This is a genomic window from Caldicoprobacter algeriensis, from assembly GCF_023838525.1.
In the GTDB taxonomy this organism is placed as follows: Bacteria; Bacillota; Clostridia; order Caldicoprobacterales; family Caldicoprobacteraceae; genus Caldicoprobacter; species Caldicoprobacter algeriensis.
In genome coordinates this window covers 26,222-51,557 of record NZ_JAHUQD010000018.1, presented here as the reverse complement: position 1 = coordinate 51,557, position 25,336 = coordinate 26,222, and the positions used below count along the sequence as shown (strand labels likewise).

General features: G+C 45.1%; 20 protein-coding genes and 1 pseudogene. 19 read left to right on the top strand and 2 right to left on the bottom strand.

Annotation, left to right across the window (positions count from 1 at the left end):
• Positions 1-128: 128 nt before the first annotated feature.
• The 7 genes and pseudogenes from KVG29_RS10080 to ebgA form a co-directional block, all read left to right on the top strand.
• Positions 129-542: pseudogene (locus KVG29_RS10080) on the top strand (Mu transposase domain-containing protein); the annotation flags it as partial.
• Positions 539-1,309 carry an IS21-like element helper ATPase IstB gene (gene istB / locus KVG29_RS10075; RefSeq protein WP_252228315.1) on the top strand — a complete coding sequence of 257 codons (771 nt, stop codon included), beginning with the start codon at positions 539-541 and terminating at the stop codon, positions 1,307-1,309. The pseudogene KVG29_RS10080 and the gene istB, both read left to right, overlap by 4 nt.
• A gap of 399 nt (positions 1,310-1,708) precedes the next feature.
• Complete coding sequence (locus KVG29_RS10070) at positions 1,709-3,445, top strand: extracellular solute-binding protein (RefSeq protein WP_252228314.1); 1,737 nt, start codon at positions 1,709-1,711, stop codon at positions 3,443-3,445.
• Positions 3,446-3,562: 117 nt separating this feature from the next.
• Positions 3,563-4,531, top strand: coding sequence for an ABC transporter permease (locus tag KVG29_RS10065; protein WP_252228313.1), 969 nt, complete (start codon positions 3,563-3,565; stop codon positions 4,529-4,531).
• A 26-nt stretch (positions 4,532-4,557) separates the two neighbouring features.
• Positions 4,558-5,439 carry a carbohydrate ABC transporter permease gene (locus tag KVG29_RS10060; RefSeq protein WP_252228312.1) on the top strand — a complete coding sequence of 294 codons (882 nt, stop codon included), beginning with the start codon at positions 4,558-4,560 and terminating at the stop codon, positions 5,437-5,439.
• A 301-nt stretch (positions 5,440-5,740) separates the two neighbouring features.
• On the top strand, positions 5,741-5,881 hold the full coding sequence (locus KVG29_RS10055) for a hypothetical protein (protein WP_252228311.1): 141 nt from the start codon (positions 5,741-5,743) through the stop codon (positions 5,879-5,881).
• A gap of 336 nt (positions 5,882-6,217) precedes the next feature.
• Positions 6,218-9,349 (top strand): beta-galactosidase subunit alpha, encoded by a 3,132-nt coding sequence (gene ebgA, locus KVG29_RS10050; protein ID WP_252228310.1) that lies wholly within the window; start codon positions 6,218-6,220, stop codon positions 9,347-9,349.
• A gap of 250 nt (positions 9,350-9,599) precedes the next feature.
• Here the strand turns inward: ebgA and KVG29_RS10045 are convergent, their stop codons facing one another.
• A complete protein-coding gene (locus KVG29_RS10045; protein ID WP_252228309.1) occupies positions 9,600-10,646 on the bottom strand; it encodes a Gfo/Idh/MocA family protein in 1,047 nt (348 codons plus the stop codon).
• Positions 10,647-10,664: 18 nt separating this feature from the next.
• Positions 10,665-11,414, bottom strand: a complete 750-nt coding sequence (locus tag KVG29_RS10040; RefSeq protein WP_252228308.1) for a sugar phosphate isomerase/epimerase family protein — start codon at positions 11,412-11,414, stop codon at positions 10,665-10,667.
• Positions 11,415-11,741: 327 nt separating this feature from the next.
• On the opposite strand from KVG29_RS10040, the gene KVG29_RS10035 reads away from it, so the two are divergent.
• The 12 genes from KVG29_RS10035 to KVG29_RS09980 all read left to right on the top strand — a co-directional run bounded on the left by KVG29_RS10035 (position 11,742) and on the right by KVG29_RS09980 (position 25,212).
• Entirely contained in the window at positions 11,742-12,206 is a 465-nt protein-coding gene (locus KVG29_RS10035) for a CtsR family transcriptional regulator (protein WP_252228307.1), read from the top strand.
• A 66-nt stretch (positions 12,207-12,272) separates the two neighbouring features.
• On the top strand, positions 12,273-12,779 hold the full coding sequence (locus KVG29_RS10030; RefSeq protein WP_252228306.1) for a UvrB/UvrC motif-containing protein: 507 nt from the start codon (positions 12,273-12,275) through the stop codon (positions 12,777-12,779).
• A gap of 14 nt (positions 12,780-12,793) precedes the next feature.
• Positions 12,794-13,825 (top strand): protein arginine kinase, encoded by a 1,032-nt coding sequence (locus tag KVG29_RS10025; RefSeq protein WP_252228305.1) that lies wholly within the window; start codon positions 12,794-12,796, stop codon positions 13,823-13,825.
• A gap of 199 nt (positions 13,826-14,024) precedes the next feature.
• A complete protein-coding gene (locus tag KVG29_RS10020) occupies positions 14,025-16,466 on the top strand; it encodes an ATP-dependent Clp protease ATP-binding subunit (protein ID WP_252228304.1) in 2,442 nt (813 codons plus the stop codon).
• 165 nt (positions 16,467-16,631) lie between these two features.
• On the top strand, positions 16,632-17,831 hold the full coding sequence (locus tag KVG29_RS10015; RefSeq protein WP_252228303.1) for an MFS transporter: 1,200 nt from the start codon (positions 16,632-16,634) through the stop codon (positions 17,829-17,831).
• Positions 17,832-17,886: 55 nt separating this feature from the next.
• The gene (locus KVG29_RS10010) at positions 17,887-19,305 is read left to right on the top strand and encodes a TolB family protein (RefSeq protein ID WP_252228302.1); all 1,419 of its coding nucleotides are present in this window, start codon (positions 17,887-17,889) and stop codon (positions 19,303-19,305) included.
• 17 nt (positions 19,306-19,322) lie between these two features.
• On the top strand, positions 19,323-20,687 hold the full coding sequence (gene radA / locus KVG29_RS10005; protein WP_252228301.1) for a DNA repair protein RadA: 1,365 nt from the start codon (positions 19,323-19,325) through the stop codon (positions 20,685-20,687).
• Between the two features lie 321 nt (positions 20,688-21,008).
• The gene (locus tag KVG29_RS10000) at positions 21,009-21,503 is read left to right on the top strand and encodes a CarD family transcriptional regulator (RefSeq protein WP_252228300.1); all 495 of its coding nucleotides are present in this window, start codon (positions 21,009-21,011) and stop codon (positions 21,501-21,503) included.
• 158 nt (positions 21,504-21,661) lie between these two features.
• A complete protein-coding gene (locus KVG29_RS09995; RefSeq protein ID WP_252228299.1) occupies positions 21,662-22,759 on the top strand; it encodes a PIN/TRAM domain-containing protein in 1,098 nt (365 codons plus the stop codon).
• A gap of 220 nt (positions 22,760-22,979) precedes the next feature.
• Positions 22,980-23,705: a 2-C-methyl-D-erythritol 4-phosphate cytidylyltransferase gene (ispD, locus tag KVG29_RS09990; RefSeq protein WP_252228298.1), complete on the top strand. Its 726-nt coding sequence runs from the start codon at positions 22,980-22,982 to the stop codon at positions 23,703-23,705.
• The gene (gene ispF, locus KVG29_RS09985) at positions 23,683-24,150 is read left to right on the top strand and encodes a 2-C-methyl-D-erythritol 2,4-cyclodiphosphate synthase (protein WP_252228297.1); all 468 of its coding nucleotides are present in this window, start codon (positions 23,683-23,685) and stop codon (positions 24,148-24,150) included. The genes ispD and ispF overlap by 23 nt, the downstream gene beginning before the upstream one ends.
• Before the next feature lie 183 nt (positions 24,151-24,333).
• Complete coding sequence (locus KVG29_RS09980) at positions 24,334-25,212, top strand: DUF1002 domain-containing protein (RefSeq protein ID WP_252228296.1); 879 nt, start codon at positions 24,334-24,336, stop codon at positions 25,210-25,212.
• Positions 25,213-25,336: the final 124 nt, after the last annotated feature.

The window sequence follows — 25,336 nt, the reverse complement described above, 5'->3', positions numbered from 1 at the left end:
GAGGATGAACCTTAGCCGGTCTTTTTGGCGTAAAAGAGAGAGAAATATACTGGAAATATTTAACATAGAAAATTAAGGCAAAATGTTATTATATGGTATTGTTAAAAAATTTACTCCTCATGGCTGACGGTACAACTGGAGAAAGACCTATTGACCGTTTAAAGGAAGAAAACCTTAAACCCCTGCCTGCACCTGATAAATACCAGAGATTCATGGAAGAGGTGAGGAAAGTTCACAAGGATGGCCTGCTGAGCTTTGGTGGTGTGAGGTATGGTGTACCATGGCAATACAGTGGGAAAGAGGTGGTTGTAAGGGAGAGAAATGGCAAGATAGAAATTCTTTACGAAGGGAAGGTGATAGCAACTCACGAAAAGCGATATCGCTCAAGGGGCATTGTTTTTCTCAAAGACCAATATAAGGGGCTTAAGGAAGCGGAGGGCATGATATATCCAAAGCCGATAGCAATTAAGGTGTCTTCTCTAGAAGTGGAGAAGCGTTCTCTGGGGGTTTATCAGAGTCTTTTGGAGGTAGATAGGTTATGATAGAACTTGAGAAGGCACGAGTGCATCTTGAAGAGTTAGGGCTTTCAAATGCTGCAATTTATCTTGATGCCCTCCTTGAGAAGGCCCAGCAAGAAAACAGTACGTATGTTGACTTTTTAAACGACCTTCTTGAAGCAGAAATTGTTGAAAGGCAAAGGCGTAATATGGAGGTAAGGACAAAGCTTGCCCGGCTTCCGTATAGAAAGACTCTGGATGAATTCGACTTTGCCTTTCAACCCAGTATTGACGAGAAGCTGATAAAGGAACTGGCAACGATGGCTTTTGTTTGCCGGGCTGAGAACGTAATATTTCTTGGTCCGCCTGGAGTGGGGAAGACGCACCTGGCTATAGGGCTTGCCATAGAAGCTCTGTCGCAGGGAATATCGGTTTATTTCAGCAGCCTTACGAGGCTTATTGAGGACCTCAAGAAGGCTTATGAAGAGAATCGATTGGAGAAGCGTATGAGGATATATACGAGGCCAAAGCTTCTTGTGATTGACGAAGTGGGGTATCTTCCCTTAGATGGTCTGGGTGCGAATCTCTTTTTCCAGCTAATAAGTGCCCGTTATGAGAAAGGAAGCGTAATTCTTACGAGCAATAAAGGGTTTGGGGAATGGGGCGAGCTAATGGGCGACCCTGTACTTGCGACAGCGGTATTGGACAGACTATTACATCATGCTCATATAATCAACATAAGGGGCAACAGCTACCGCCTAAAGGACAGGTTAAAAACCGGGCTATATGCTAGCCCGCGTAATAACGTCTAGTTTTTAAAAAAGCCAGGGTGGGTCAAATTTTATCTGTTAAAAATGGGTCAATTTAAATCCGCTATTGACAAATTTGAATTTTTGATGAAGAAGGGAGGTAGTTTTTTATGAGGTTATAATGGCGAAGAGAGGAGAATATATATTTGTACTGTCGAGACTAAGGAACTGAAAAGAAGTAATTCGGTAATGAACTCTCTCGAAAAGTAACTGGGAATAGTCACCAAGATTTTGAAAATGGGTTATATTAACAAAATTGCAGGTATTATGAGGAAATAAAAGAGATGTACCTTGAAAAATTCATATGGTATTACCTGGATAAGCTGAACCCTGAAACATATAAAAATCAAGCTCTTGGACTTTTCGAGAGCGTACATCGTTATAAAAGGAGGTTTAATGCTAATGTTAAAAAGTTTAACTAAAGTCTTATCAATTATATGTGTTTTATTGTTGTTAATTTCTTTAGTAGGTTGTTCAACAGGTTCTCAAGATACCGGTACTGAGAATGATGAAGTTACTCCTAATGAACCAGGAGAAACACAAGTAGATGAAAAAGGTGAAGTTGTAGAAGGGCCAAATACTAATAATGGACGACCTTATAATCTTAAACCAGTGAAGTGGGATTCACGCGATGACCGCTACTTGTATGGTATTAACGCAACAAAATTACCTGTAACAGATAAACCTGTAACGCTAGTTGTGTGGCGGGCGTTTAATTCTACTGTAATGAAAGGATTGGATGAGTGTGAAGTTTTTAAAGAATTAGAGAAGCGTACAGGAGTAAAGGTGGAGTTTGTTTATCCACCAGTGGGGCAAGAAGCGGATAATTTTAATTTAAGGATTGCAACAAATGATTTACCTCATATGTTTTCGACGCCTCCGGAATATCCTGGTGGATATCGTAAAGCAGTCGAAGATGGGATTTACCTTGAGCTAACTCCTTACTATGATAAAGGTTTAATGCCTAATATTAAATGGTTACGAGAAAATTACGAAGAAATTGATAGAGATATTGTAGATGATGAAGGTCGTATGTTTTACTGGCCAATGATTGATATTGTACCTTCGCATCCATGGAGTGGCTTGTGGGTGCGAGCAGATTGGCTAGAAGAACTAGGATTAGATATGCCCAAGACGATTGCAGATTGGGATAATATGTTGAGAAAAATGAAGGAAGCAAAAGGAGTAGCTCCTTTAGCGTTAGATATTACGAGGTGGTATGGTGTAAAAACTAACTATATGTTTATTGCCGCCTATGATACGGGTTACGATTTTATCAATAAAAACGGTAAAGCCGTTTATGGTCCACTTGAGCCGGGATTTAAAGATTGGCTAACTAAAATGAATGAGTGGTACAAAGAGGGATTAATCGATCCTGACTTTGCAACACGTGATCCTCAATCCTATACCGCTAATATTGCCAATGGTAAAGTTGGAGCTTGCGGTTTGGCGTATGGTGAACTAGGACAGATTCTTGAGACAGGCCGTTCTTTGGACCCTGATTTTAGTCTTAAACCGGTTCTTCAACCAACTTCTTATGATGGTCAAGTGATACATTTGCGTCAAAACAATTCAATTGTTAGGGGAGATCGGGACTTTTTCACAACTCGATTGGTTGAGGATGGTTTAGATGAGATTGCGGTTAAATGGAAGGATTATTGGTATAGTCAGGATGGAGGAGATCTTTGTTCGCGAGGGCCAGAAGGGGTTTCTTATCGATGGAAAGAGGATGGCTCGTATGAATGGATTTATCCGCGTTTGAAGGATAGGGAAAAGGAGGGCTTAGATTTTTGGACACTTTATCCTCTCTTCAAATTGCATAATTGGGGTTATTTGCGTGATTCAACAGCATATGAATTTAGACCGGAGGTGTATGAATGTATTGAATTATGGAGTACTCAGGATGCTAGTTGGGTAATGCCGGATAATATAAGCTTTACTCCAGAAGAATCTACCGAGTTTAATAATATTATGGTAGATATTAGGACTTATGTGGACGAAATGACACTTAAGTTTATAATGGGACAGGAACCATTATCAAAATACGATGAGTTTGTAACGAACCTTAAAAATATGAATATAGACCGTGCGACTGAAATTATAAATGCGGCTTTACAGCGATACTTGGCGCGAAAATAAATTCTAAAAGATGTTTGAGATGTGTAATCATGAGAGGGAAGATTTCTTTCCTCTCATGATTACACATCTTATGGCTTTGAATAATAAAAGTTAAGTTGATAAAGGGGTAGACAGTTTATGAAAATAAATCTATCTAATAAAAGTCAATTACAGGCATCATATTTCCCTTTATCCAGTAATTGGAGGAGTATGATAGCAAAAGATTGGGCCAAGCATTGGCCATTGTATTTGATGCTTTTGCCAACTGTATTGTATTATTTAATTTGGGGTTATGGTCCTATGTATGGAATAATTATAGCTTTTAAAGAATTTACCCCGCGTAAAGGTATTTTGGGTAGCCCGTGGGCTGGTTTTAAATATTTTCAAGAGTTTTTTACTAGTCCATTTGCATTTCGTCTTATTCGTAATACTGTTATGATAAATTTTTGGAATTTGGTTTTTGCATTTCCTCTACCAATCATTTTTGCGTTGTTACTTAATGAAGTGAAGAATACTTTCTATAAGAGGACTGTACAAACTATTACTTATATGCCTTATTTTGTTTCTTTGGTTGTAGTATGTGGTATAATAGTGGATTTTACAGCATCTGATGGTGTTTTGGGTGAGCTTACAAAAATGCTGGGAGGAGCACCTAAAAATCTTTTATCTGATCCCAAATATTTTCGTACAATTTATGTAGTTTCGGAGTTGTGGCAGAGGTTAGGGTGGGATAGTATTATTTTTCTTGCTGCATTAACAGGAATAAACCCAGAATTGTATGATGCCGCAATAGTTGACGGTGCTGGGAAATTTAAACAGGTTATTTATGTTACTATTCCAGGTATTATGCCTACTATTGCAATATTGTTAATTCTTCGAGTAGGTTCTTTAATGAGTTTGGGATTTGAAAAAGTGATTTTATTATATAATCCATTGATATATGAAACAGCAGATGTTATTTCAAGTTACGTATATAGGAAAGGTATTGTTGAGAGTAATTTTAGCTTTGCTACGGCGGTTGGATTGTTTAATTCAGTAGTTAATTTTATATTAGTTATTTTAGCAAATAAAATAAGTGCAAAAATGACTGAAGTAAGTTTATGGTAATGAAGGGAGAATGATAGATAATGTATATGCAAACAAGAGGTGAAAGGATATTTTCTTATTTTAATTATATATTACTCTTTGTTATTTGTATAGTAACGTTATATCCTTTGTGGCATGTTGCAGTAGCCTCGATAAGTGATCCTATCTTGGTTTTCGCTAAAAGGGGCTTTTATTTGTGGCCGTTGGGAAAAGCAACTTTAAAAGGATATAGTCTGGTTCTTAATAATCCAAACATTGTATCTGGATTTTTAAATACGCTTTTTTATGTAGGCGTAGGTACAACATTAAGTATGGTTGTAACCATCCTAGGAGCTTACGTATTGTCAAGAAAAGGATTATATTGGAATAAAGTAGTGATGGGCTTAATTATTTTTTATATGTATTTTCAAGGAGGATTAATTCCATTCTTCCTTATGGTAAAAAACATGGGATTAATGGATAGCAGATGGGCTGTTATTCTTCCAACTGTTGTTAATACATGGAACTTAATTGTAATGCGTACTAGTTTTACTACTGTACCCGATAGTCTTATTGAATCAGCTAAATTGGATGGGGCTAGTGAGTGGCGGATAGTATGGGTTATTGCTGTACCGGTTCTTCAAGCTACTGTCGCAGTTATTGCTTTGTTCTATGCAGTTGGTAGATGGAATGAGTGGTTTAATCCTTCACTGTTTTTTACTAGCAAAAATAAATATCCGTTACAAGTTATATTGCGAGAGATATTATTAAAAAATAGCACACAGAGCATGACACAAATAGGAGTAGTTGGGCAAAGTGAACAGGAAAGCTATAGATTGTTAGTTAAATATTGTACAATTATGGTAGCAACGGTGCCGATTTTGTTGGTTTATCCATTTTTACAACGATACTTTATACATGGAATTATGATCGGGAGTCTTAAAGGTTGAAGGAATTATAATTTTAAAAGAAGTATTTCTTTGAGATAAGTAAAAAAGCATCTTATTTAATTGGTGAACTGTTATATGTATAGTAGTTATAGTGTGAATTCCATGTGGTTTAGAAAATCGGGGGGAGCGCGAGGGGGCAGTAATCCCCCTCAATTCATTGAGGGGATACACGGACTCCCTCGCCCTGTTGTTTACATCATCTTACCTATGTGATACCATAATGGTATGAAGAAAGAAGGATGGGAATCAACCAGAACAGCGGTACATCGAAGCCCAGAAAGCAGAGGAAGGGGGTGAATAAGTGCCTCTAATTACTCTCAAGGCGCAAACCCATACAGATTCTCAAACTGAAGCCATTCTAAAAGATGCCATGTTGTGTGCCACCAAGGTATACAATGGTCTCCCGTGGCATCTACGGAAAGAGTACGAAGAAACCGGGTAGGTATGTTCGTGTGGTTGGAAGGGGCAGGGAGATGTAAACGGTGCCTTGAATATCTTTGAAAGAGCTTTCCAGGTATCTCCTGTGAAGGGGAGTAGTAGCCAGGTGGCGCGGCCCGTGGCTGTGTCGTTCCTGTTGAGGTGGTACGGTGTCACTGAACCGAAACGCAAGGATAAACTTTTGCGTACATCCGCTTGAGGATGCCGCTCAATTTATTGAGGGGAGGAGGTCACAGCAGGTTATTCCTCTTTGAAAGGTTAAATAAAAACAAGGTATAAGGAAAATCTTATGATTATACCAAAGTCTAAAATTTATTTTCCGAGGAGGGGCGATTTTATTATGGATGAAATGGCCAAACCCCTGAATGACTGGGAAAACCTGAAGGTGCTCCAGCGCAACCGCATGCTCGGTAGGGCCTACTTTATTCCCTACCATGATGAGGCGTCGGCTTTGACAGGGCAACGGGGTGCTTCTGCGCGTTTTAAGCTGCTCAATGGAGTATGGAAGTTCTATTACGCTGAGTCGCCGGTGGAAGTGCCCGAAGGGTTTTACCGGGAGGATTATGATGTGACGTCTTGGGATGACATTCAGGTACCTCTAAACTGGCAGATGGCGGGATATGGGCGGCCGCACTACACCAATGTGATATATCCTTTTCCGGTGGATCCCCCACGGGTGCCCAGTGAGAATCCCACTGGTTGCTACAGGCGCAATTTTTACATACCCGAAAGCTGGCAGGGATACCAGATAGCCTTAAGATTCGAGGGGGTGGACAGCGCATTCCATGTATGGGTAAACGGCAACGAGGTGGGATACAGCCAGGGCAGCCGTTTGCCGGCCGAGTTTGACATAACGCCGTGGGTTCGTACGGGCATGAACACTTTGGCCGTTAGGGTGTACCAATGGAGTGACGGGAGCTATCTTGAGGACCAGGACATGTGGTGGCTGAGCGGCATATTCAGGGATGTGTATCTTCTTGCCAGGCCTAAGGTGCACCTGTTTGATTATTTTGTCCATACTCAGCTGGATGAAAAGTACAAGGATGCGGTTCTCCATATCAAGGCTGTTTTGAATAACGCATCTCAGCAAGAAGTAAGCGGTGAATTAGAAGTTAAGCTGCTGGATGCGCATGGCTGTCCGGTTATGGAAAACCCGCTTAAAGAGAAATTTTCTATAGCTGCTGCCGGCCAGACCACATTGGGTATAGAGATCCCTGTATCCAACCCCGAGAAGTGGTCGGCCGAATCGCCTTATCTATATAAATTGCTGCTTGCCGTGAAGGACGCTGATGGGCGCATTTTGGAAGTCATACCATCCAGAGTTGGGTTCAGGTCCATAGAGTTGAAAGATGGGAATTTCCTGGTCAACGGTGTTGCTATAAAGCTCAAGGGCGTAAATCGCCATGAGCACCACCCTGATCTTGGCAGGGCAGTTCCACTTGATGCGATGGTGCAAGACGTTATCCTCATGAAACGACACAATATAAATGCTGTGCGAACCTCCCATTATCCCGATGACCCCAGGTTTTATGACCTGTGTGACGAATACGGGCTTTATGTTATAGACGAGGCTGACCTTGAGTGTCACGGCTTTGCGGTGCTAAAGGATTGGGAAAGGTTGAGCGATGACCCCGAATGGGAAGAAGCCTATGTGGATCGGATGGAGAGGATGGTGCAGCGCGACAAAAATCATCCCTGCGTTATCATGTGGTCGCTGGGCAACGAATCGGGCTTTGGACGAAATCATGAGGCCATGGCCAAGAAAGCTCGCGAGATAGACCCCACTCGCCTCATCCATTATGAAGGGGAGACCAGGCTCATATTCGACAACGAAGAGGTTGAGCCCAAAGTGGCAGATGTATACAGCACGATGTATACTTCTGTTGATAAGATGATGGAGCTGGGGCAAAAGACCAACATGAAGAGGCCTCATATACTTTGCGAGTATGCCCATGCCATGGGTAATGGGCCGGGCAATCTGAAAGAGTACTGGGAAGTTTTCTATACATATAAGAGGCTGCAGGGAGGCTGCGTGTGGGAGTGGCTGGACCATGGCATTAGGCGAAGGACGGCCGATGGGAAAGAATACTTTGCCTACGGCGGCGACTTTGGAGACCAGCCCAATGATGGGAATTTCGTTATAGACGGCCTGTTGTTTCCGGATAGGACTCCTTCCCCTGGGTTGATAGAATACAAGAAGGTACTGGAGCCTGTAAAGGTTGAGGCGGTAGATTTGAAAGTCGGCAAGGTGCGGATTATCAACCGGTATGACTTCATTTCGCTGGACCACCTGGCCTTATCGTGGAATGTAGTTGCCGACGGTCAGGTGCTGCAAGGCGGTCAGCTTGATATGCCTCATATTAAAGCTGGCGAAAGCCGGATTGTGACCATACCCATGCAAATGCCTCAAACGGTTAAGCCCGGCACCGACTACTGGCTGAACCTGCATTTTACCTTGGCTTCTGATACCCCATGGGCCGAGAGAGGATATGAGGTTGCCTGGGCGCAGTTTAAGCTCCCTGTTGAGTCCCCTGCTCCTAAAGTGCATGTGGCATCTATGCCTCCGGTGTCTTGTGAGCCACAAGGGAATAAGCTCCTGATTTTGGGTGCCGATTTTGAACTGGTGTTCGACAGGGTAAGGGGTGTCATACAGTCCTGGATTTATCAAGGGATGGATATGCTGGTGAAAGGGCCCAGGATGAATTTCTGGAGGGCGCCCACTGACAACGATGTGCATGAGGCTGTCATGTGGCGCAAGGCTGGCCTTGACAGGATGCAGCACCGTATAGATAGCTTTCAATGCAAGGTATGCGATGAAAATGTTATCCAGGTAAGGGTCACCTCGCGCATAGCCCCACCAGTGTATGACTGGGGCATGCTATGCGAGTATATCTATAACATTTATGGCAGCGGAGATGTGGTTGTGGAGGTTCACGGTGTACCTCAGGGCAAGCTGCCGGATACCCTGCCTAGAATAGGGCTGCAGATTGCGATACCGGCTTGTATGGATGCGGTATCGTGGTATGGGCGCGGTCCCGGCGAGAGCTATTGTGACAGCAAGGAGGCCAACCGCTTTGGCGTATACAGTCGCAAGGTGGATGACCTGTACACGCCCTATGTGCGCCCGCAGGAGAATGGGAACCGCACCGATGTGCGGTGGGTGTCCTTCACCAACACCCGCGGTATGGGCCTGCTGGCTGTAGGAATGCCGCAGATGGAATTCAGTGCGCACTGGTTTACCACGCAGGACCTGGATGCCGCTTCGCATACCTATGAGCTGACAAGGCGCGGTTTCATCACCGTGAACCTGGATTACAGACAGCATGGGCTGGGCAGTGCGAGCTGTGGGCCTGGCCAGCTGCCACAGTACAGGTTGCTGCCTCATGAATTCAATTTTAGGATTAGGCTTAGGCCATTTTCCAAGGATGCGATATCGCCAGTAGAGCTGGCCAAACAGGTAATTGAAGACTGAGCTTTTTAAACAAAAATCTCCTACGGGGCACATCGCATGGCAGCCCTGTAGGAGGTTTTTTATTGTTTCCCTATGAAGCTTAGTTTCTGCTGTTCGCAAGCAGACAAAACAGCAGAGAAGCTGTCATCTCTCCGCCTTTTATTTATGTGTAAATCATACAATTGCTTTTAGCATGTTTAAGATGGCGATCATGGCAGTACAAATCACAGTAGTATAAATCGTGATGGCAATAAATTAGCAAAAGCCTATTTCACAGCATCACTTCTCTGCCAAGCTTTGCCGATTCGTAGATACCGTTGAGCATTTTTTGGACCTCAAGGCCGTCCTCTGCTGGTGCTATGGGTTCCTTGCCTTCACGTATGCACTCTATGAAGTGTTCTATTTGATTGGCGAAGCTGTCCTCCTGCCTGATGACGGGTGAGGAGTCCATGAGGTAGTTTTCTTCCTCGCCGTAGATCATCAGAGGATTGAAGCTGGCTCCTGCCTTTGTGCCGAAGATGTAGCTGTATACCCCTGTGTCCTTTCCGTTGATGGCCCAGCTTACATCAAATGTCATGGAAGCGCCGTTCTCGAACCTGATAAAACCCGAAGCGGAATCTTCAGTTTCAAAGACGATATTGTCAGCGTCCAAAGCTACCCACCGGCCTACGCCTTTGGTTTGATAGTTGCCTATCTTGCTATATGTGGCGGCGCTTACGCTTATTGGCTTTGGTTTACCCATAAAATACCATGTCAAATCGATGACGTGGACACCAATATCGATGACGGGGCCGCCACCAGATTTGGACAGGTCAGTGAACCAACCCAGGGGTGTGCCACGCCTTCTCATCCACCCTGTTTTTGCATAATATATCTCTCCGAACCTGCCAGCATCGGCCAGAGCTTTTATGAGCTTGCTTTCGGCGCGAAATCTGTTTACAAAGCCCATCATGAATATGATGTTGTTGTCCTTGGCAGCCTTGCACATCTCCTCTGCCTCTTTTACGTTCATGGCCATGGGCTTTTCACATAGTATATGCTTTTTGGCGTTGGCTGCCGCAATGGCGATTTCAGCATGGGAGCTGTTGGGGGTACAAATGCTTATTGCATCGATTTCTTCGATATTGATTATATCCTGGAAGTTGTTGGACGCGTATTTTATGTCAAACTTGCCGGCAACCTCTTTGGCCCTATCGAGGTTGAAGTCGCATACCCCGATTATTTCAACATCCTTTTGCTTTTTGTAATTTGGGATATGAGCGTTTTGAGCTATATTTCCCGCTCCAATTATGCCTATACACAGCTTACCGTCTTTCATCCTCATCTACCCCTTCCCCTATAATATGCTTCGCATATAATTAAGGCTTTGTCTTATGCTCTCAAGCTGGGGTATCTCGAATTCTTCCTGTTCTACTATATACCATTTGATCCCCAGCTGTTTGCCGACTCTGACGATCTCAATGAAGTCCATTATGCCGCTGCCTATCTCCGTGCTCACCTTTTCATCCATGCTTTTAAGGTCCTTTATGTGGATGAGAGAAGAGCACTGCTGCGGGTACTTTCTCATAAAATCCACCGACTTTAAGCCGCAATATTCTACCCAAAAGGTATCCAGCTCTAAGTGTACAAGCTCGGGATCGGTGTTGGACATCAGGATATCCAGCCCATATTCACCATCGAATTTTTCAAACTCAAAAGCGTGGTTGTGGTATGCAAACTGAATGTCGTGTTGCTTGCAACGCTGACCGATCTTGTTAAACAACTCCCCTAGCCTTTTGTAAGCATCGGCGCTGTCACGCATATGTGGAGGAATGCCGGGACACACTATGTACCGGTTCCCTATTTCAAGGTTGTATTCTATCACCTCGTCAAGGCTGTTTTGAAGCAGGTCGATCCCGGTATGGCTGCCGCAGGGAGTGAGATTCAAATCGTCCAGCGCTTTTTTGAGTTCCTTGGCGGGCGTGTTGAAAAAGCCTGCAAATTCTACTCCGTCATAGCCAACTTCGGCCACTTCCTTTAAAGTGCCAATGAAGTCTTTTTGAGCTAGCTCTTTTACGGAGTAGAGCTGTAGACCTAAATTTTTCATGGCGTTTAACCCCCTCTTTTTACCTTGTTCCTACTATTTAGTCTATCACGATTGTATGATTTTGTATATATGGTAATGACAAAAAACTCACAAAAAATGAAAAGTAAATTTAAGAGAGAATACAAGGTTTTAAAATGCGCAAAATAAAGCAATAGTTAGGTAAAAAACGGCTTAACTCTTTAATTTTTTAAGTTAAATTGATGTAATTTTGAAATAAGGCCCAAAATAGAGATAATTACTTGAATATTAAATGTTATTTTTTTGTTATAGTTGGTTATAATTAAAAATGAAAGTCAAAGAAAGTCAATAACCAAAGAGGTGATGTGGATGGCACGATTGAGCGATATGATCGAAGAGTTCATAAAGGCGCTGTTGGAAGAAAGCAACGGACAGCTGGAGCTTCAAAGGAACGAGCTTGCGGATTATTTTGAGTGCGCCCCTTCGCAGATCAACTACGTATTGGCCACGCGTTTTTCGCTCGATCGTGGGTACTATATAGAGAGCCGAAGGGGCGGTGGAGGATACATCCGCATTATACGTTTAGATATGGATAGTAATGATTATATAATGTATCTACTTAAGGAAAGGATAGGCAACCGCATATCGCAGCAGGCCGCTGAAGACATAATTCATCATATGCTCGATAAGGGCATTATAACCGAGAGGGAATCGCTCATAATGAAAGCGGCTATACAGGATAAGGGGATAGGAATCCCAACAAGTTTAAAAGATAACGTTCGTGCCAGTATCATGAAGGCAATGCTTACCACCATTTTAAAGCTGCGTAACTGATATTCGAGGGAAACGAAATGGGTGAAAGCCCGTTCCTGATTTTAATTCAAAAAGGAGTGAAATCCAATGCTATGTCAACAATGCCAAAAACGCCCTGCTACGGTTCACTTTACAAAAATAGTGAACAACCATAAGACAGAGCTTTACTTATGCGAGGAGTGTGCAAGGCAAAAAGGGGATTTCAAGGTGTTTGTTCCCTTTTCCATAAACGACCTTTTAACTGGCTTCCTGGATATGGATAAGACTGCAGTTCCCATTGAGAGCGAGGGCTTGCTCAGGTGTAAGACCTGTGGCATGGATTTTATGCAGTTCAGGAAGATTGGAAGGCTGGGATGTCAGGACTGCTACAAGTACTTTGCTGAGGAGCTCACCCCCGTAATTAAGAGGGTGCAGGGGGGTATAAAGCACAACGGTAAGGTGCCCAGAAGGGCGGGGGTAGGCTTGCGCATTGAGCGGCAGATTCAGCAGCTGAAAGCCCAGCTTCAGAAGGCCATCGAGACCGAGGCTTTTGAGGAGGCTGCCAGGTTAAGGGATCAGATACGGGAACTTGAAAGGCAGCTAGGTCAGTTATAAGGAGGGAGTTTTGAATGAGCTGGATAAACGAGAGCGGGCCTTACAGCGGTATAGTCATGAGCAGCCGGGTAAGGATTGCAAGAAACATAGCCGGACTGCCTTTTCCGTCTATAGCAAGCCTAGAAGTGTCGCAAAAAATTGTGGATATGGTGAGAAAAAGCATCCTGGAGAGCAACTCGATACTGAGCCGAGATTTTGATTTCGTTCCTTTGAGGAACTTGAGCGATGTGGAAAAATATATACTCGTTGAAAAGCATTTAATAAGCCCGGACCTGATAGATCGTGCAGAGGTAGCTGCTGCTCTCATCAATCACAATGAGCAGATAAGCATAATGGTCAATGAAGAGGACCATATACGCATGCAGTGCATCTTTCCTGGATTTCAGGTTGACAAGGCTTGGGAACTCTTAAACAGAGTGGACGACATCGTAGAAGAGAGCATAGAGTACTCCTTTGATGAGCATTTGGGGTATCTCACCAGCTGTCCCACAAATGTGGGTACAGGCATGCGGGCCTCGGTGATGATGCATCTGCCAGGGCTTGTGGCTACCAATTATATAAACAGCGTTTTGCATACCATCTCCAAGGTGGGTTTAACCGCCAGGGGGCTTTATGGTGAAGGAAGTGAAGCGCTAGGAGACATTTACCAGATATCCAACCAAATCACACTTGGGCCGTCTGAGGAGGAGATAATAAGCAATATCAATATTGCTGTCCGTCAGATAATGGAGAATGAAAGGATGGCCCGACAAGCATTGATGCAGTCCAACAGGCTGGAGTTTGAAGACCGCATATGGCGAACTCTGGGTATACTGAAGCATGCCAGAAAGCTGAGCCTGCAGGAGTTTATGTCCCTGCTGTCACAGGTGCGGCTGGGGGTGGACATGGGTATCATCAACGGAATAGATGTTGTGATACTGAACGAGTTGATGGTTAAATGCCAGCCGGCGCACCTTCAGGCTTATATAGGCAGTGAGGCAAGCGCAGAAGAATTGGATGTGGCAAGGGCCGATAGGGTCAGAAACGAATTGAGCAAAGTTACCTGACGTGGCGTTTTTATCTATGGCACCAAGGGTATAAATAGGAACGAGGGAAGTTTTAAAACGAGGGACTAAAAATCAGATTTTGTTTTATACTAAAGAATAAAAATGTATTACAAAAATTGGATACTGGTTTTTTCAGAGAAGAGTTGGATAATGGAAAATAATAAAAAAATAAAAAAGCAAAAGAAAGGGAGGGTGAAAAATGGCGTTTTTTGGAAGATTTACCGAGCGGGCTCAAAGGGCTTTGATGTATGCTCAGGAAGAGGCACGGGCTCTGGGGCACAACTATGTAGGTACTGAGCACCTGTTGCTGGGGCTGATTCGAGAAGAGGAAGGGGTTGCTTCGCAGGTTCTCAGACAGCTGGGCGCCGATGCAGACAAGGTCAGAAGGCAAATAGAGACATTGATTGGCAGAGGTACCTTCAATTTCAACGAGGGTTTTGGATATACCCCGCGTACTAAGCGGGTTATGGAACTCAGCTTTTATGAGGCACGCAATCTGGGACACAACTACGTAGGGACAGAACACCTGTTGCTGGCACTCCTCAGAGAAGGGGAAGGAGTGGCGGCACGAATTCTCAAAGACCTGGGGGTGGATTTCCAGGCAGTCAGGGACCAGCTGCTGAAAGTTCTGAAGGAGGAAGGCGGTGAACCCGGTAGAACCGCTAAGAGGCGGAAGAGCAATACTCCTACGCTGGATCAGTTTGGAAGGGACCTTACTGAAATGGCCCGTGAAGGCAACCTTGATCCAGTGGTAGGAAGGGAGAAGGAAATAGAACGGGTTCTCCAGATTTTGACCAGGAGAACCAAGAACAACCCTGTTTTGATAGGCGAGCCGGGAGTGGGTAAGACAGCCATCGTTGAAGGGCTGGCTCAAAGGATTGTCGACGGCAATATCCCCGAGCTTTTGCGCGATAAGAGGGTGGTTACCCTGGATCTGTCGGCTATGGTGGCGGGTACCAAATACCGTGGAGAATTTGAAGAGCGCCTCAAGACCGTGATGGAAGAGATAAGGAAGGCCAACAATGTGATCCTCTTTATAGACGAGATGCACACCATTATTGGTGCCGGTGCTGCGGAGGGAGCCATTGATGCTTCCAACATATTGAAGCCGGCTTTGGCCCGCGGCGAGATACAGGTGATTGGGGCCACCACGCTGGACGAGTACAGGAAGCATGTGGAAAAAGACCCGGCTCTGGAGCGAAGATTCCAGCCGGTGATGGTGGAGGAACCCTCCAAAGAGGAGGCCATTCAAATACTGATGGGGTTGAGGGACAAGTACGAGGCGCACCATAAGGTGAGGATCACTGATGAGGCCATAAAGGCGGCTGTTGAGCTGTCGGCACGGTATATAACCGATAGGTATCTCCCCGACAAAGCCATTGACCTGATCGATGAAGCGGCATCCCGGGTACGGCTGCAGGCCTTTACACCGCCTTCCAGGATAAAGGAGCTGGAGGAAAAGCTGGAGAACCTGAGAAAGGAAAAAGAAGAGGCCGTCATGAACCAGAACTTTGAAAAAGCCGCACAGATTCGAGACGAGGAACAAAGGATCCGCGAACAGATCGAGAAGGAGAAGGAGAAGTGGGCCACGCAAAACACCACCAATACCGAGGTAGTGACGGAGGAGCACATCGCACAAATAGTGTCGAGCTGGACGGGGATACCCGTTCAAAGGCTCGAACAGGCCGAAGCCGAACGGCTGCTTAAAATGGAGGAGATACTCCACAAGCGCGTCATTGGCCAGGATGAGGCAGTGAGTGCGGTGGCAAACTCCATAAGAAGGGCACGGGCAGGGCTTAAAGACCCCAAACGCCCCATCGGCTCGTTCATGTTCCTGGGGCCGACGGGTGTAGGGAAGACCGAGTTGTGCAAGGCCCTGGCAGAAGCCCTCTTTGGCGATGAAAACGCAATGATACGTATAGACATGTCTGAGTATTCGGAGAGGCATACTGTGTCCAGGTTGATCGGTGCACCTCCTGGCTATGTGGGATATGAAGAGGGCGGTCAGCTCACCGAAAGGGTCAGGCGAAGGCCGTATTCGGTGGTGCTGCTTGATGAGATCGAGAAAGCGCACCCTGATGTGTTCAATATATTGCTTCAAATATTGGAAGACGGCCGGCTTACAGACGGCAAAGGCAGGACGGTGGACTTCAAAAATACCGTCATAGTCATGACCTCTAACGTTGGAGCGCATACCATAAGGAAACAGAAAACCCTTGGTTTTGCCACAGCAGGCGATATGGCTGCCACCGAATACGAAAAGATGAAGGATAACATAATGGAGGAGCTGCGCAAGACCTTCAGGCCGGAGTTTCTCAACCGCCTGGACGAGATCATAGTGTTCCATCCGTTGGAGGATGTACACTTGAGGCAGATTGCGTCTTTGATGATACAGAATGTTGCCAAGCGCCTGGCGGAGAAGAACATATTCCTGGAGGTCAGTGAGGCAGCCAAAGAATACATGATCAAACAAGGGTTTGATCCGGTATACGGCGCCAGGCCTTTGCGCAGGGTTATACAAAAGACCCTGGAGGATAGTCTGTCCGAGGAGATTCTTGCTGGGCGCGTCAAAATGGGAGATAAAGTGCTCCTGGACGTTGAGGATGGCAAGCTGGTGTTTAAAAAGCAGTTGCCGGTGTAAAACCAAAAGGGTCAGGCAGCAAGCCTGGCCATTTTTGTTTCACCAGGCTTCATTTTGACTTAATATTGGATTTTTTATAAGTTGGTGGTATAATGATTCTGGATTTATGATGCTTTATTTATTAATTAGGCAAATCCGAACCTGTTTTAAAAGATGGGGGTTTTTATGAAGAATTTATTAATAAAAATTCGCAGTATACATCCAAAGCAACTACAATATTCTGTTTTGGAATTTATATTCTGGGCAACTTTTGCTGCATATTATCCCTTTGTAGTGGTTTTTTTGAGAAATAAGGGCTTTAGCAATACAATTATCGGAACGATTGTAGCTATAAATTCTCTGATTGTTGTTTTTGCCCAACCGTTTTGGGGTATAGTAAGTGATTGGATGCAGTCTGTAAAAAAGGTCTTTATCATTTGTTTGACTGCGGCGATAATATTACTACAACCTGTCCCATTTATTTCATCAGCTGTATTTGTAGGTATAGTTTTAGCATTGGTTACAGCTTTTGAATCGCCCCTCGTACCTTTGCTGGACAGCTGGGTTATACAGGGTATCAAAACAGAAAAGAATCTTTATTATGGCAGTATCAGGCTGTGGGGCTCAATTGGTTTTGCTGTTATGGTATACATATACGGAAGGTTAATAGATAGTTTTTCAACTGATGTGCTATTCCCGATCTTGTTGTTAATGGGCTGTTTGACTGTTATTGTGTGTATAGGGATTAAAACTGATAGACCTGTATCATCTGATGGTGTAAATAATTTAAATTTTAACGGGTTGCTTAAAAATTATGCATATATGTCTTTTTTGATTTTTGCCATGGTCATAATTATTCCTCATAGAAGTGCATTTATTTTTCTTCCAAATCTCATGGAGCTGGTAGGAGGGTCTGATGGAGAGCTTGGAATGGTTTTTACCATAATGGCTATAAGTGAAATCCCTATTTTTTTGTATTCTAAAATCCTCATTAGGAAATTTAAACCGTTAAACTTAATACTGTTTTCTACTATATTTTTTATTCTCCGTCAAGCATTATACCTTGTATCAACTACTCCCTTTCATGTGCTTGCTATACAACTCCTGCAAGGTCCGTCATTTGCGTTGTTTATTAATGGCGCTGTGTATTACATTGATGAATTGGCACCGCCCGAGTTAAAAGCTACCGCTCAAACCTTTGCTACTTCCATGTTTTTTGGTATAAGTGGGATAATAGGAAGTTATGTTGGGGGTTGGATGATTGATAGTTATGGGTTAAGGAGTATATATTGGATAGGTGTATTTGTCAGCATTGCGATATCAGTTTTGTTCTTCTTCTCATTGAATATAAATAGAATATTAAGACGTCACTCTATAGATATTTAGAATATGGTAGTTGTTTTTATATTTGTACTCAAAGGTTCATGAAGGAGAGTGTATTATGTATTTTAAAAATATTGTGGAATTGGCTAAGAATCTAAGGCACAGAATTTTATATAAACTGGTGGTTATCGTCTGCTTATGTGTGGTGCTTATTACACTAGGGCTGTTGCTGCCTAAGGTTGTTTCCAAGAATAATGTTGTGAGGAGGGGGATTGAGAGTCCATCGGATGAGGTGGTGTCCAATCTTCCTGCAGAGCCGATAACTAATCAGAAAGATAAACAAGAACCGAAGCAGCTTCCTATAATAGACCTGTCAGGCAGTGCAGTGGATTTGGAGACCGAGATGTTGCAGATAAATGAGCCTACCCCGTATGGCAGGGAACTCCTCTATTCGGCGGGCAGCGCTTCCAGCATCGATGGCCCTGTGCTTACCAGGCTTTTTCTGTACAACCTGGATACCAGGCAGGAAACTCAGGTTGCCGAGACCAAGGTTAAGTTTGGCGAGATCTATGAAGGCAGGTTCAACGCATATTGGATTGTGTGGCTGGATACCAATCAAAGCGGTACTAACTATATATACGCGTTGAACAGGAAGACGGGTGAAGTATCCCAGGTTAAACGCTGTGATTTGAACAAGCCTCAGCTGGTGCTGTATGGCGATAACCTGGTATGGGTAGAGCAAAAGGACGAAGAGAATGACAGACTGTATCTGTATAATTTTAAGTCAGGGGAGCCGGTGGTCCTGGATAGCTTTAACAATCCCACATACGGGACATGTCCACCTGCATTGTACGATGATGTCCTGGTATGGGTATATCCATCGCCGGAGGATGCCAGCAGGAGCATTATCAAAAAGCTCGACCTTAAAAAGGCATTGACGGCAGGGGCAGCTACAGGACAGGATGCGGTGATAGAATCGGCTGGAAGTGAGCCTGCAGGTGAGCCTGCCGATATGTCTACAAATGATATGCCTTTGCAGGAAGAAAACGCAGCTGCTCAAGCCAAAACCGCGGCTGTTGAAAGCGAGGGTATGTCTGTGCAAGGCGAAGGCGAGGATGGTGTGACAGCTGAGCAGGTAGAGGCTCAAGGGGTGGAGCCGCAAATAATAGACCCACAGGGGTTTGCCATCTATCCCCAGACCAACGGAGAGGTAATAGCCTGGCTGGACAACCTTGACCCTTCCAGGGCCAGGTTGCTGATGACCAGGGACGATGGCAAGACCATAAAAGTGGTTGCACAGGGTGTGGGAAGGCTATTTGGAGTGGGAGACAAATTCATCGTCTATACCCAGGATGATTCTATAATGCTGTATTTCTGGGCGATAGATCGTTATGCACGGCTTACCAAACCCGGTGAAAAGGGGATGCTGTCCAAAGCATGTGTGTCGGGCAACGTGGTAATCTGGTATGATATAAGTGATCCATCACAAAGGAAAGATAAAGTGAAGGTCAGCATCGTTGAACAACCGGATATATAAAAATGCGTGGAGGAGTTATGGCTAAACCGAGAAAGGTGTTTGTATGTCAGGAATGCGGGTATGAGTCCCCCAAGTGGATGGGCAGGTGTCCTTCTTGCGAGCAGTGGAATACGTTTGTGGAGGAGATACAGCTCAGAGGCCGTGATACTGATGAGATACACATGATGGCATACTCACGGCCTGAAGCGCTGGAGCAAATAACTCTGCAGGACGAGGAAAGATATACCACCGATCTTGAAGAGCTGGACCATGTGCTGGGCGGAGGGATCGTAAAAGGGTCCCTCATATTGATAGGCGGTGACCCGGGTATCGGCAAATCGACCTTGCTCCTTCAGGTGTGCAGCTCGCTGGCCAACAGGCATGGAAGAGTGCTTTATGTTTCGGGTGAGGAATCCGTTAAGCAGGTAAAGATGAGGGCAAATCGCCTTAATATATCGGCCAGGGATCTGTATCTAGTCTCCGAGACCAACATGGACGTGATACTCTCCCACGTCCAGACCCTGAACCCAGAATTTTTAGTTATAGACTCTATTCAAACGGTATTTTTGCCGCAGCTGTCATCTGCGCCGGGTAGCGTAACGCAGGTTCGCGAGGCCACGGGAGTGCTCATGAAGCTGGCTAAGAACCAGGGGGTCACAGTATTTATAGTGGGGCACGTGACAAAGGAAGGGGCGATTGCAGGACCAAGGGTTCTGGAGCACATGGTGGACACAGTTTTGTATTTTGAAGGGGATAGGCACCACAGCTATAGGATACTGCGCGGAGTGAAAAACAGGTTTGGCTCTACCAATGAGATTGGCGTTTTTGAGATGAGGGACAGGGGGCTTGTCCAGATACTGAACCCCTCTGAGATTTTGCTTTCCGAGCGAACGCACGGGGTGCCTGGGTCGGTGGTGCTGTGCAGCATGGAGGGAACCAGGCCGGTGCTGGTGGAGGTGCAGGCTTTGGTGAGCACCACGGTGTTTGGCATGGCGCGCCGCATGTCCACCGGGATTGACTACAACCGCGTCATTCTGCTCATGGCGGTCCTTGAGAAAAGGGTTGGAATGCAGCTGTATAACCAGGATGCCTATATCAACGTGGTAGGAGGGCTCAAAATAGATGAGCCGGCTGCTGACCTGGCTGTCGTTACCGCCATTGCTTCCAGCTTCAGAAATATTCCGGTAAGCCCCGAGATGGTGGTGATGGGTGAAGTGGGTCTGACGGGCGAGGTCAGAGGGATAAGCCATATCGACAAGAGGATCAATGAGAGCTTGAGGCTGGGCTTCAAGCAGTGTGTGATACCACGTGATAATTTGAAAGGCCTTGCCATCCCAAAGGGCGTGGATGTAATCGGCGTCGAGACCATCTCTGAAGCCCTCGAAGTAATTTTGGGCATTTGAATAAAAATACATTCATCCGCTTTAAGGTGTAATTGAAGCTGTAAGGTGATGGGTATGGCTCCCCATTAGCTGCCATTGTCTGTTTCATTGACAAAACCATCTCCTGCTTTCATCTATTATTCTTCATTCCATTATTTCGTTATATTAGTCTGGTGAACATACTGGCTGTTAAATCTTTTTGTAAATTATTTACAGAAATTTTTTATTTTTTGTTGATATTGACAAGTCTATTCCCTGTGTGTTAAAATATCACTTTTATTGACGATATCAGAAACTTGTGGTATAATAAAGAAAATATTGCATTAAAAGGGAGGCTTTTTTATGGTTTTTCAGGTGGGGGATAAGGTGGTTTATCCGATGCACGGTGCCGGTATTGTGGAGAGCATAGAAGAGAGGGAGATACTGGGAGAAAAGCAGGAGTACTATGTGCTGTATTTCCCCGTAATGAAGATAAAGGTGATGATCCCCACCAAAAATGTTGAACAAATGGGTTTAAGGCAGGTTATATCCAGAGATGAAGTCGATAAAGTGATGGATGTTTTAAATGGTGACCAGACCAGCATGCCTGCCAACTGGAACAAGCGTTACAGGTTAAACATGGATAAGATAAAAAGTGGGGATATCTACGAGATTGCCGATGTTGTGAGAAACCTTACCCTAAGGGATAGAGAAAAAGGGTTGTCTGCTGCTGAACGGAAGATGCTCAGCAGTGCCAGGCAGTTCCTGATCAGCGAACTGATGCTATCTACAAATGTGAGCGAAGATGAGGTTGCTGCACTGGTGGACAGCATCATTTTAGAAAAAGCGACCGAGTGAGCATCTTGGGCAAGAATATAATAAGCTGTATTTTGGTCTTATAAAATTTGGCAGAATGTCAATAATAATGATAAGAGTATATCTGGTTTCTAAGGCCTGCTGTGCAGGGGAGAGGTGAAGTCTCTGGGGGATGGCATGACCGAAGAGGAGGTGGAGATGTGCTGGTAAAGGTTGTTAGAGGAGCGTTGACGGCATGCGGGGCCGTCATAGGTACAGGGGTGGCCTGGTGGATGACGAATTTGCTCAACAGCCAAAGAATAACGTTTTTGCCCATATATCAGGATATTGTTGTGTATTTGCTGTGCTGTTTTGTGTTTGCAATTATTCTCTTTGTTTCGTCCAACAAGCTTATATCTTTAACGGTGAGATTTACAAAAGCGATAGAGAAAAAGCTGCAGGAGATGCCTTTAACCGATGTGATATTGGGTGCTGCCGGGCTGATTGTGGGGCTGTTGATCGCCTACCTCATCAGTTTCCCCATAAATCAAATTGCTCTGCCGGGGGTTTCAATACCCCTTACGGTGGTTATTTACATATTGCTGGGGTATCTAGGGATAAGCGTCGCTATAAAGAGAAGGGATGAGTTTAATTGGCTGGGTCCCCAGAAAAAGGTGTCAAAGGATAAGGACATGCTTGACGGCTATCGCAGTCAACCCAAAATTTTGGATACCAGCGTCATAATCGACGGCAGGATATTCGATATATGCAAAACCGGGTTTATAGAAGGCCCGCTGGTTATCCCCAGCTTTGTGCTGGAGGAGCTGAGGCATATAGCCGATTCTTCGGATGTCTTAAAGCGTAACCGCGGACGGCGCGGCCTTGACATACTTAACCGCATTCAGAAAGAGCTGGACATTCCGGTGGAGATTTATGAAAAGGACTTTGATGACGTGGCTGAAGTGGATACCAGGCTGCTTAAGCTGGCCCGGATTTTGAACGGCAAAATCATCACCAACGACTACAACTTGAACAAGGTAGCCGAGTTTCAAGGCGTGGCTGTGCTTAACATTAACGAGCTGGCAAACGCCATGAAGCCCATAGTTCTGCCCGGCGAAGAGATGGTGGTACAGGTTGTCAAGGACGGCAAGGAAGTGGGTCAGGGTGTTGCCTATCTGGACGACGGTACAATGATCGTGGTGGATGGAGGCAAGAAGCACGTAGGCGAGACCATAGGAGTGCTGGTGACCAGCGTGCTTCAGACGGCAGCAGGCAGGATGATATTTGCCAAGCCTAAACCGGTGGATAAGGTAAGCTAATAGGATGGTCAAAGGGAGAATAAGGTTTAATTCTCAAGCAACGGGTTGTATTCCGTTGCTTTTTTTTGTATACTGTATTAGACAAAGGAAGTTGTCCAATTTTTGCCGTGTTTCTATGAAACTTTGTCTTTTAATAGATAGGTTAATAATAGGCTGTATTAACCAAATGACAATTTAGCAGGCTGCTGTATATAGCAGGGGGAGGAATGAATCTAAAAACATGAAAGGAAGAAATTATGCCATTATAGCAGCAGCTGGACAGGGCAAGCGAATGGGCACCGGTGTTAGCAAGCAGTATTTGATGCTGGGTGACAAGCCGGTGGTTGTACACGTACTTCAGGCGTTTGATGAGCAGCCAGTTATCGAGGCCATGGTACTGGTGGTGGCGCCTCACGACGTTGAGCATGTTAAAAATGGCATAGTACGAAAATATGAGTTTAAAAAGCCCGTACTGGTGGTGGAAGGCGGGCAGGAACGCCAGCAGTCGGTGTATAACGGCCTCAAAGCTCTTGTGAGGTTTGGGGATGTTGAGATAGTGGTAATCCATGACGGGGTCAGGCCGTTTATCACCGGTCAGATGATACAGGACAGCATTTGTGCAGCCGATAGATATGGGGCTGCTGTGGTGGGCGTCCCAGTCAAGGATACGATAAAGAAGGTGGATGGGCAACAGTTTGTGGTGTGTACCCCTGAGCGGAGTGAGCTGTGGCTTGTGCAGACGCCTCAGGCTTTTAAGTATCACCTCATATGGGAGGCCCATGAGAAGGCCCTGCAGGATGGATTTTGTGGAACCGACGATGCGATGCTGGTGGAACGGTTGGGGCATCCGGTTAAAATGGTGATGGGCAGCTATTGCAATATAAAGATTACGACGCGGGAGGATTTGATTTTGGCACGCGAATTTATTGCTGGAGGGTTGGTATATGAGGATAGGAATGGGTTATGATGTGCATCCCCTGGTGGAAGGCAGGGATTTGATTCTGGGCGGGGTTTTTATCCCCTTTGAAAAAGGGCTCAAAGGGCATTCAGATGCCGACGTCTTGGTCCATGCTGTAATGGATGCTTTGCTTGGTGCAGCAGCAATGGGGGATATAGGTAAGCTGTTTCCTGATACCGATGAAAGATACAGGGGAATATCCAGCCTGGTTTTGCTGCGCTCGGTGGGCGAGCTCATAGCGCAAAGGTCATACCGTATAGAGAACATCGATTCGGTCGTGGTGGCCCAGAGGCCCAGAATAGCACCCTATATTGAACAGATGAGGGAGAATATAGCCCGCGAGCTTAACATTCAGCCCGACAGGGTCAGCGTTAAAGCCACTACCACAGAAGGATTGGGGTTTATAGGTGCTGGGGATGGCATAGCTGCCTATGCTGTAGCCCTGCTGGCTTAAATCCTGTTCAATATTGGGCTGAATTATTTCGCCTTCTGACCCGTATAATATTTGTAAGTATATATCAGGTTGGATTTGTTTGGGATATTAAAGCGTGTACGGTTTGAACTTGCGGACAAATATGCTTTGCAGATCACAAGCTGTGAGGGCATATTTTCAATAATGCCGATGGGAGGGTTTTATATGAAAAGGTGGATAACGGCGTGCTTTTGTGCTGTGGCTTTGCTGATTGGTCAGTTGGCTTGTGTGCAGGCTCAAGTGGAAGAAGTGGTGAGCCTGGGAGCGGATTTAAACGAAAAACAGCAGCAACAGATGCTGGAGCTGTTTGGCGTGAAGGCCGATGAGGTAAAGATAATAAAGGTGACCAACCAGGAGGAGCGGGATTATTTGGAGGGGCTTGTTTCAGGCGATAAGATAGGAACCAGGGCTATATCCTGTGCCTATGTCAAACCTTTGCCCGAAGGAGAAGGCCTGGTGGTTGAGACCTACAACATAAGGTGGGTCACAAAGGAGATGTATGCCAATGCCATGGCTACGGCCGGCGTAGAAAACGCACGGGTAGTGGCTGCGGCCCCGTTTATGGTGTCGGGGACTGCGGCGCTCACCGGCATAATGAAGGCTTTTGAAGAGGTATCGGGGAAGGAGCTGGATGAAGAGGCCAAGAAGGTTGCAAATGAGGAGCTGGTAACTACCGGCGAGCTGGGCGAGGACATCGGCAAGGACAAGGCTGCGGCTCTTATAAAAGAAATAAAGGAGAGGGTAGTTCGAGAGAAGGTCAAAAACCCAGAGGACATCAAGAAGATAGTGCTGCAGATTGCCAAAGAGCTCAACATAGAGCTTACTGAGGATCAAATCAATAGGATCATTGAACTCATGGAAAAGATAAGCAAGCTGGATTTGGATATAAACAGGATAACCTCTCAGCTGGAAAACATCACGCAGCGTCTAGATGATATACGAAGGACTGTGGAGGAAAACAAGGGTATACTTCAGCGCATATGGGAAGCTATCGGCCAGTTTATAAAATGGTTTCAAAGTCTCATTAAAAAGTTCGGTGCATAGCTGTTATGCCGTATACATAAATTTAAATTTGTGATTTTGCTATAAGAAAAGCCTTTTTTCTGCTTAAAACGGAATTTTGTTTGGATGTAAGTTGCTAAAATCGGCTGTGTTTGTTACTGACATC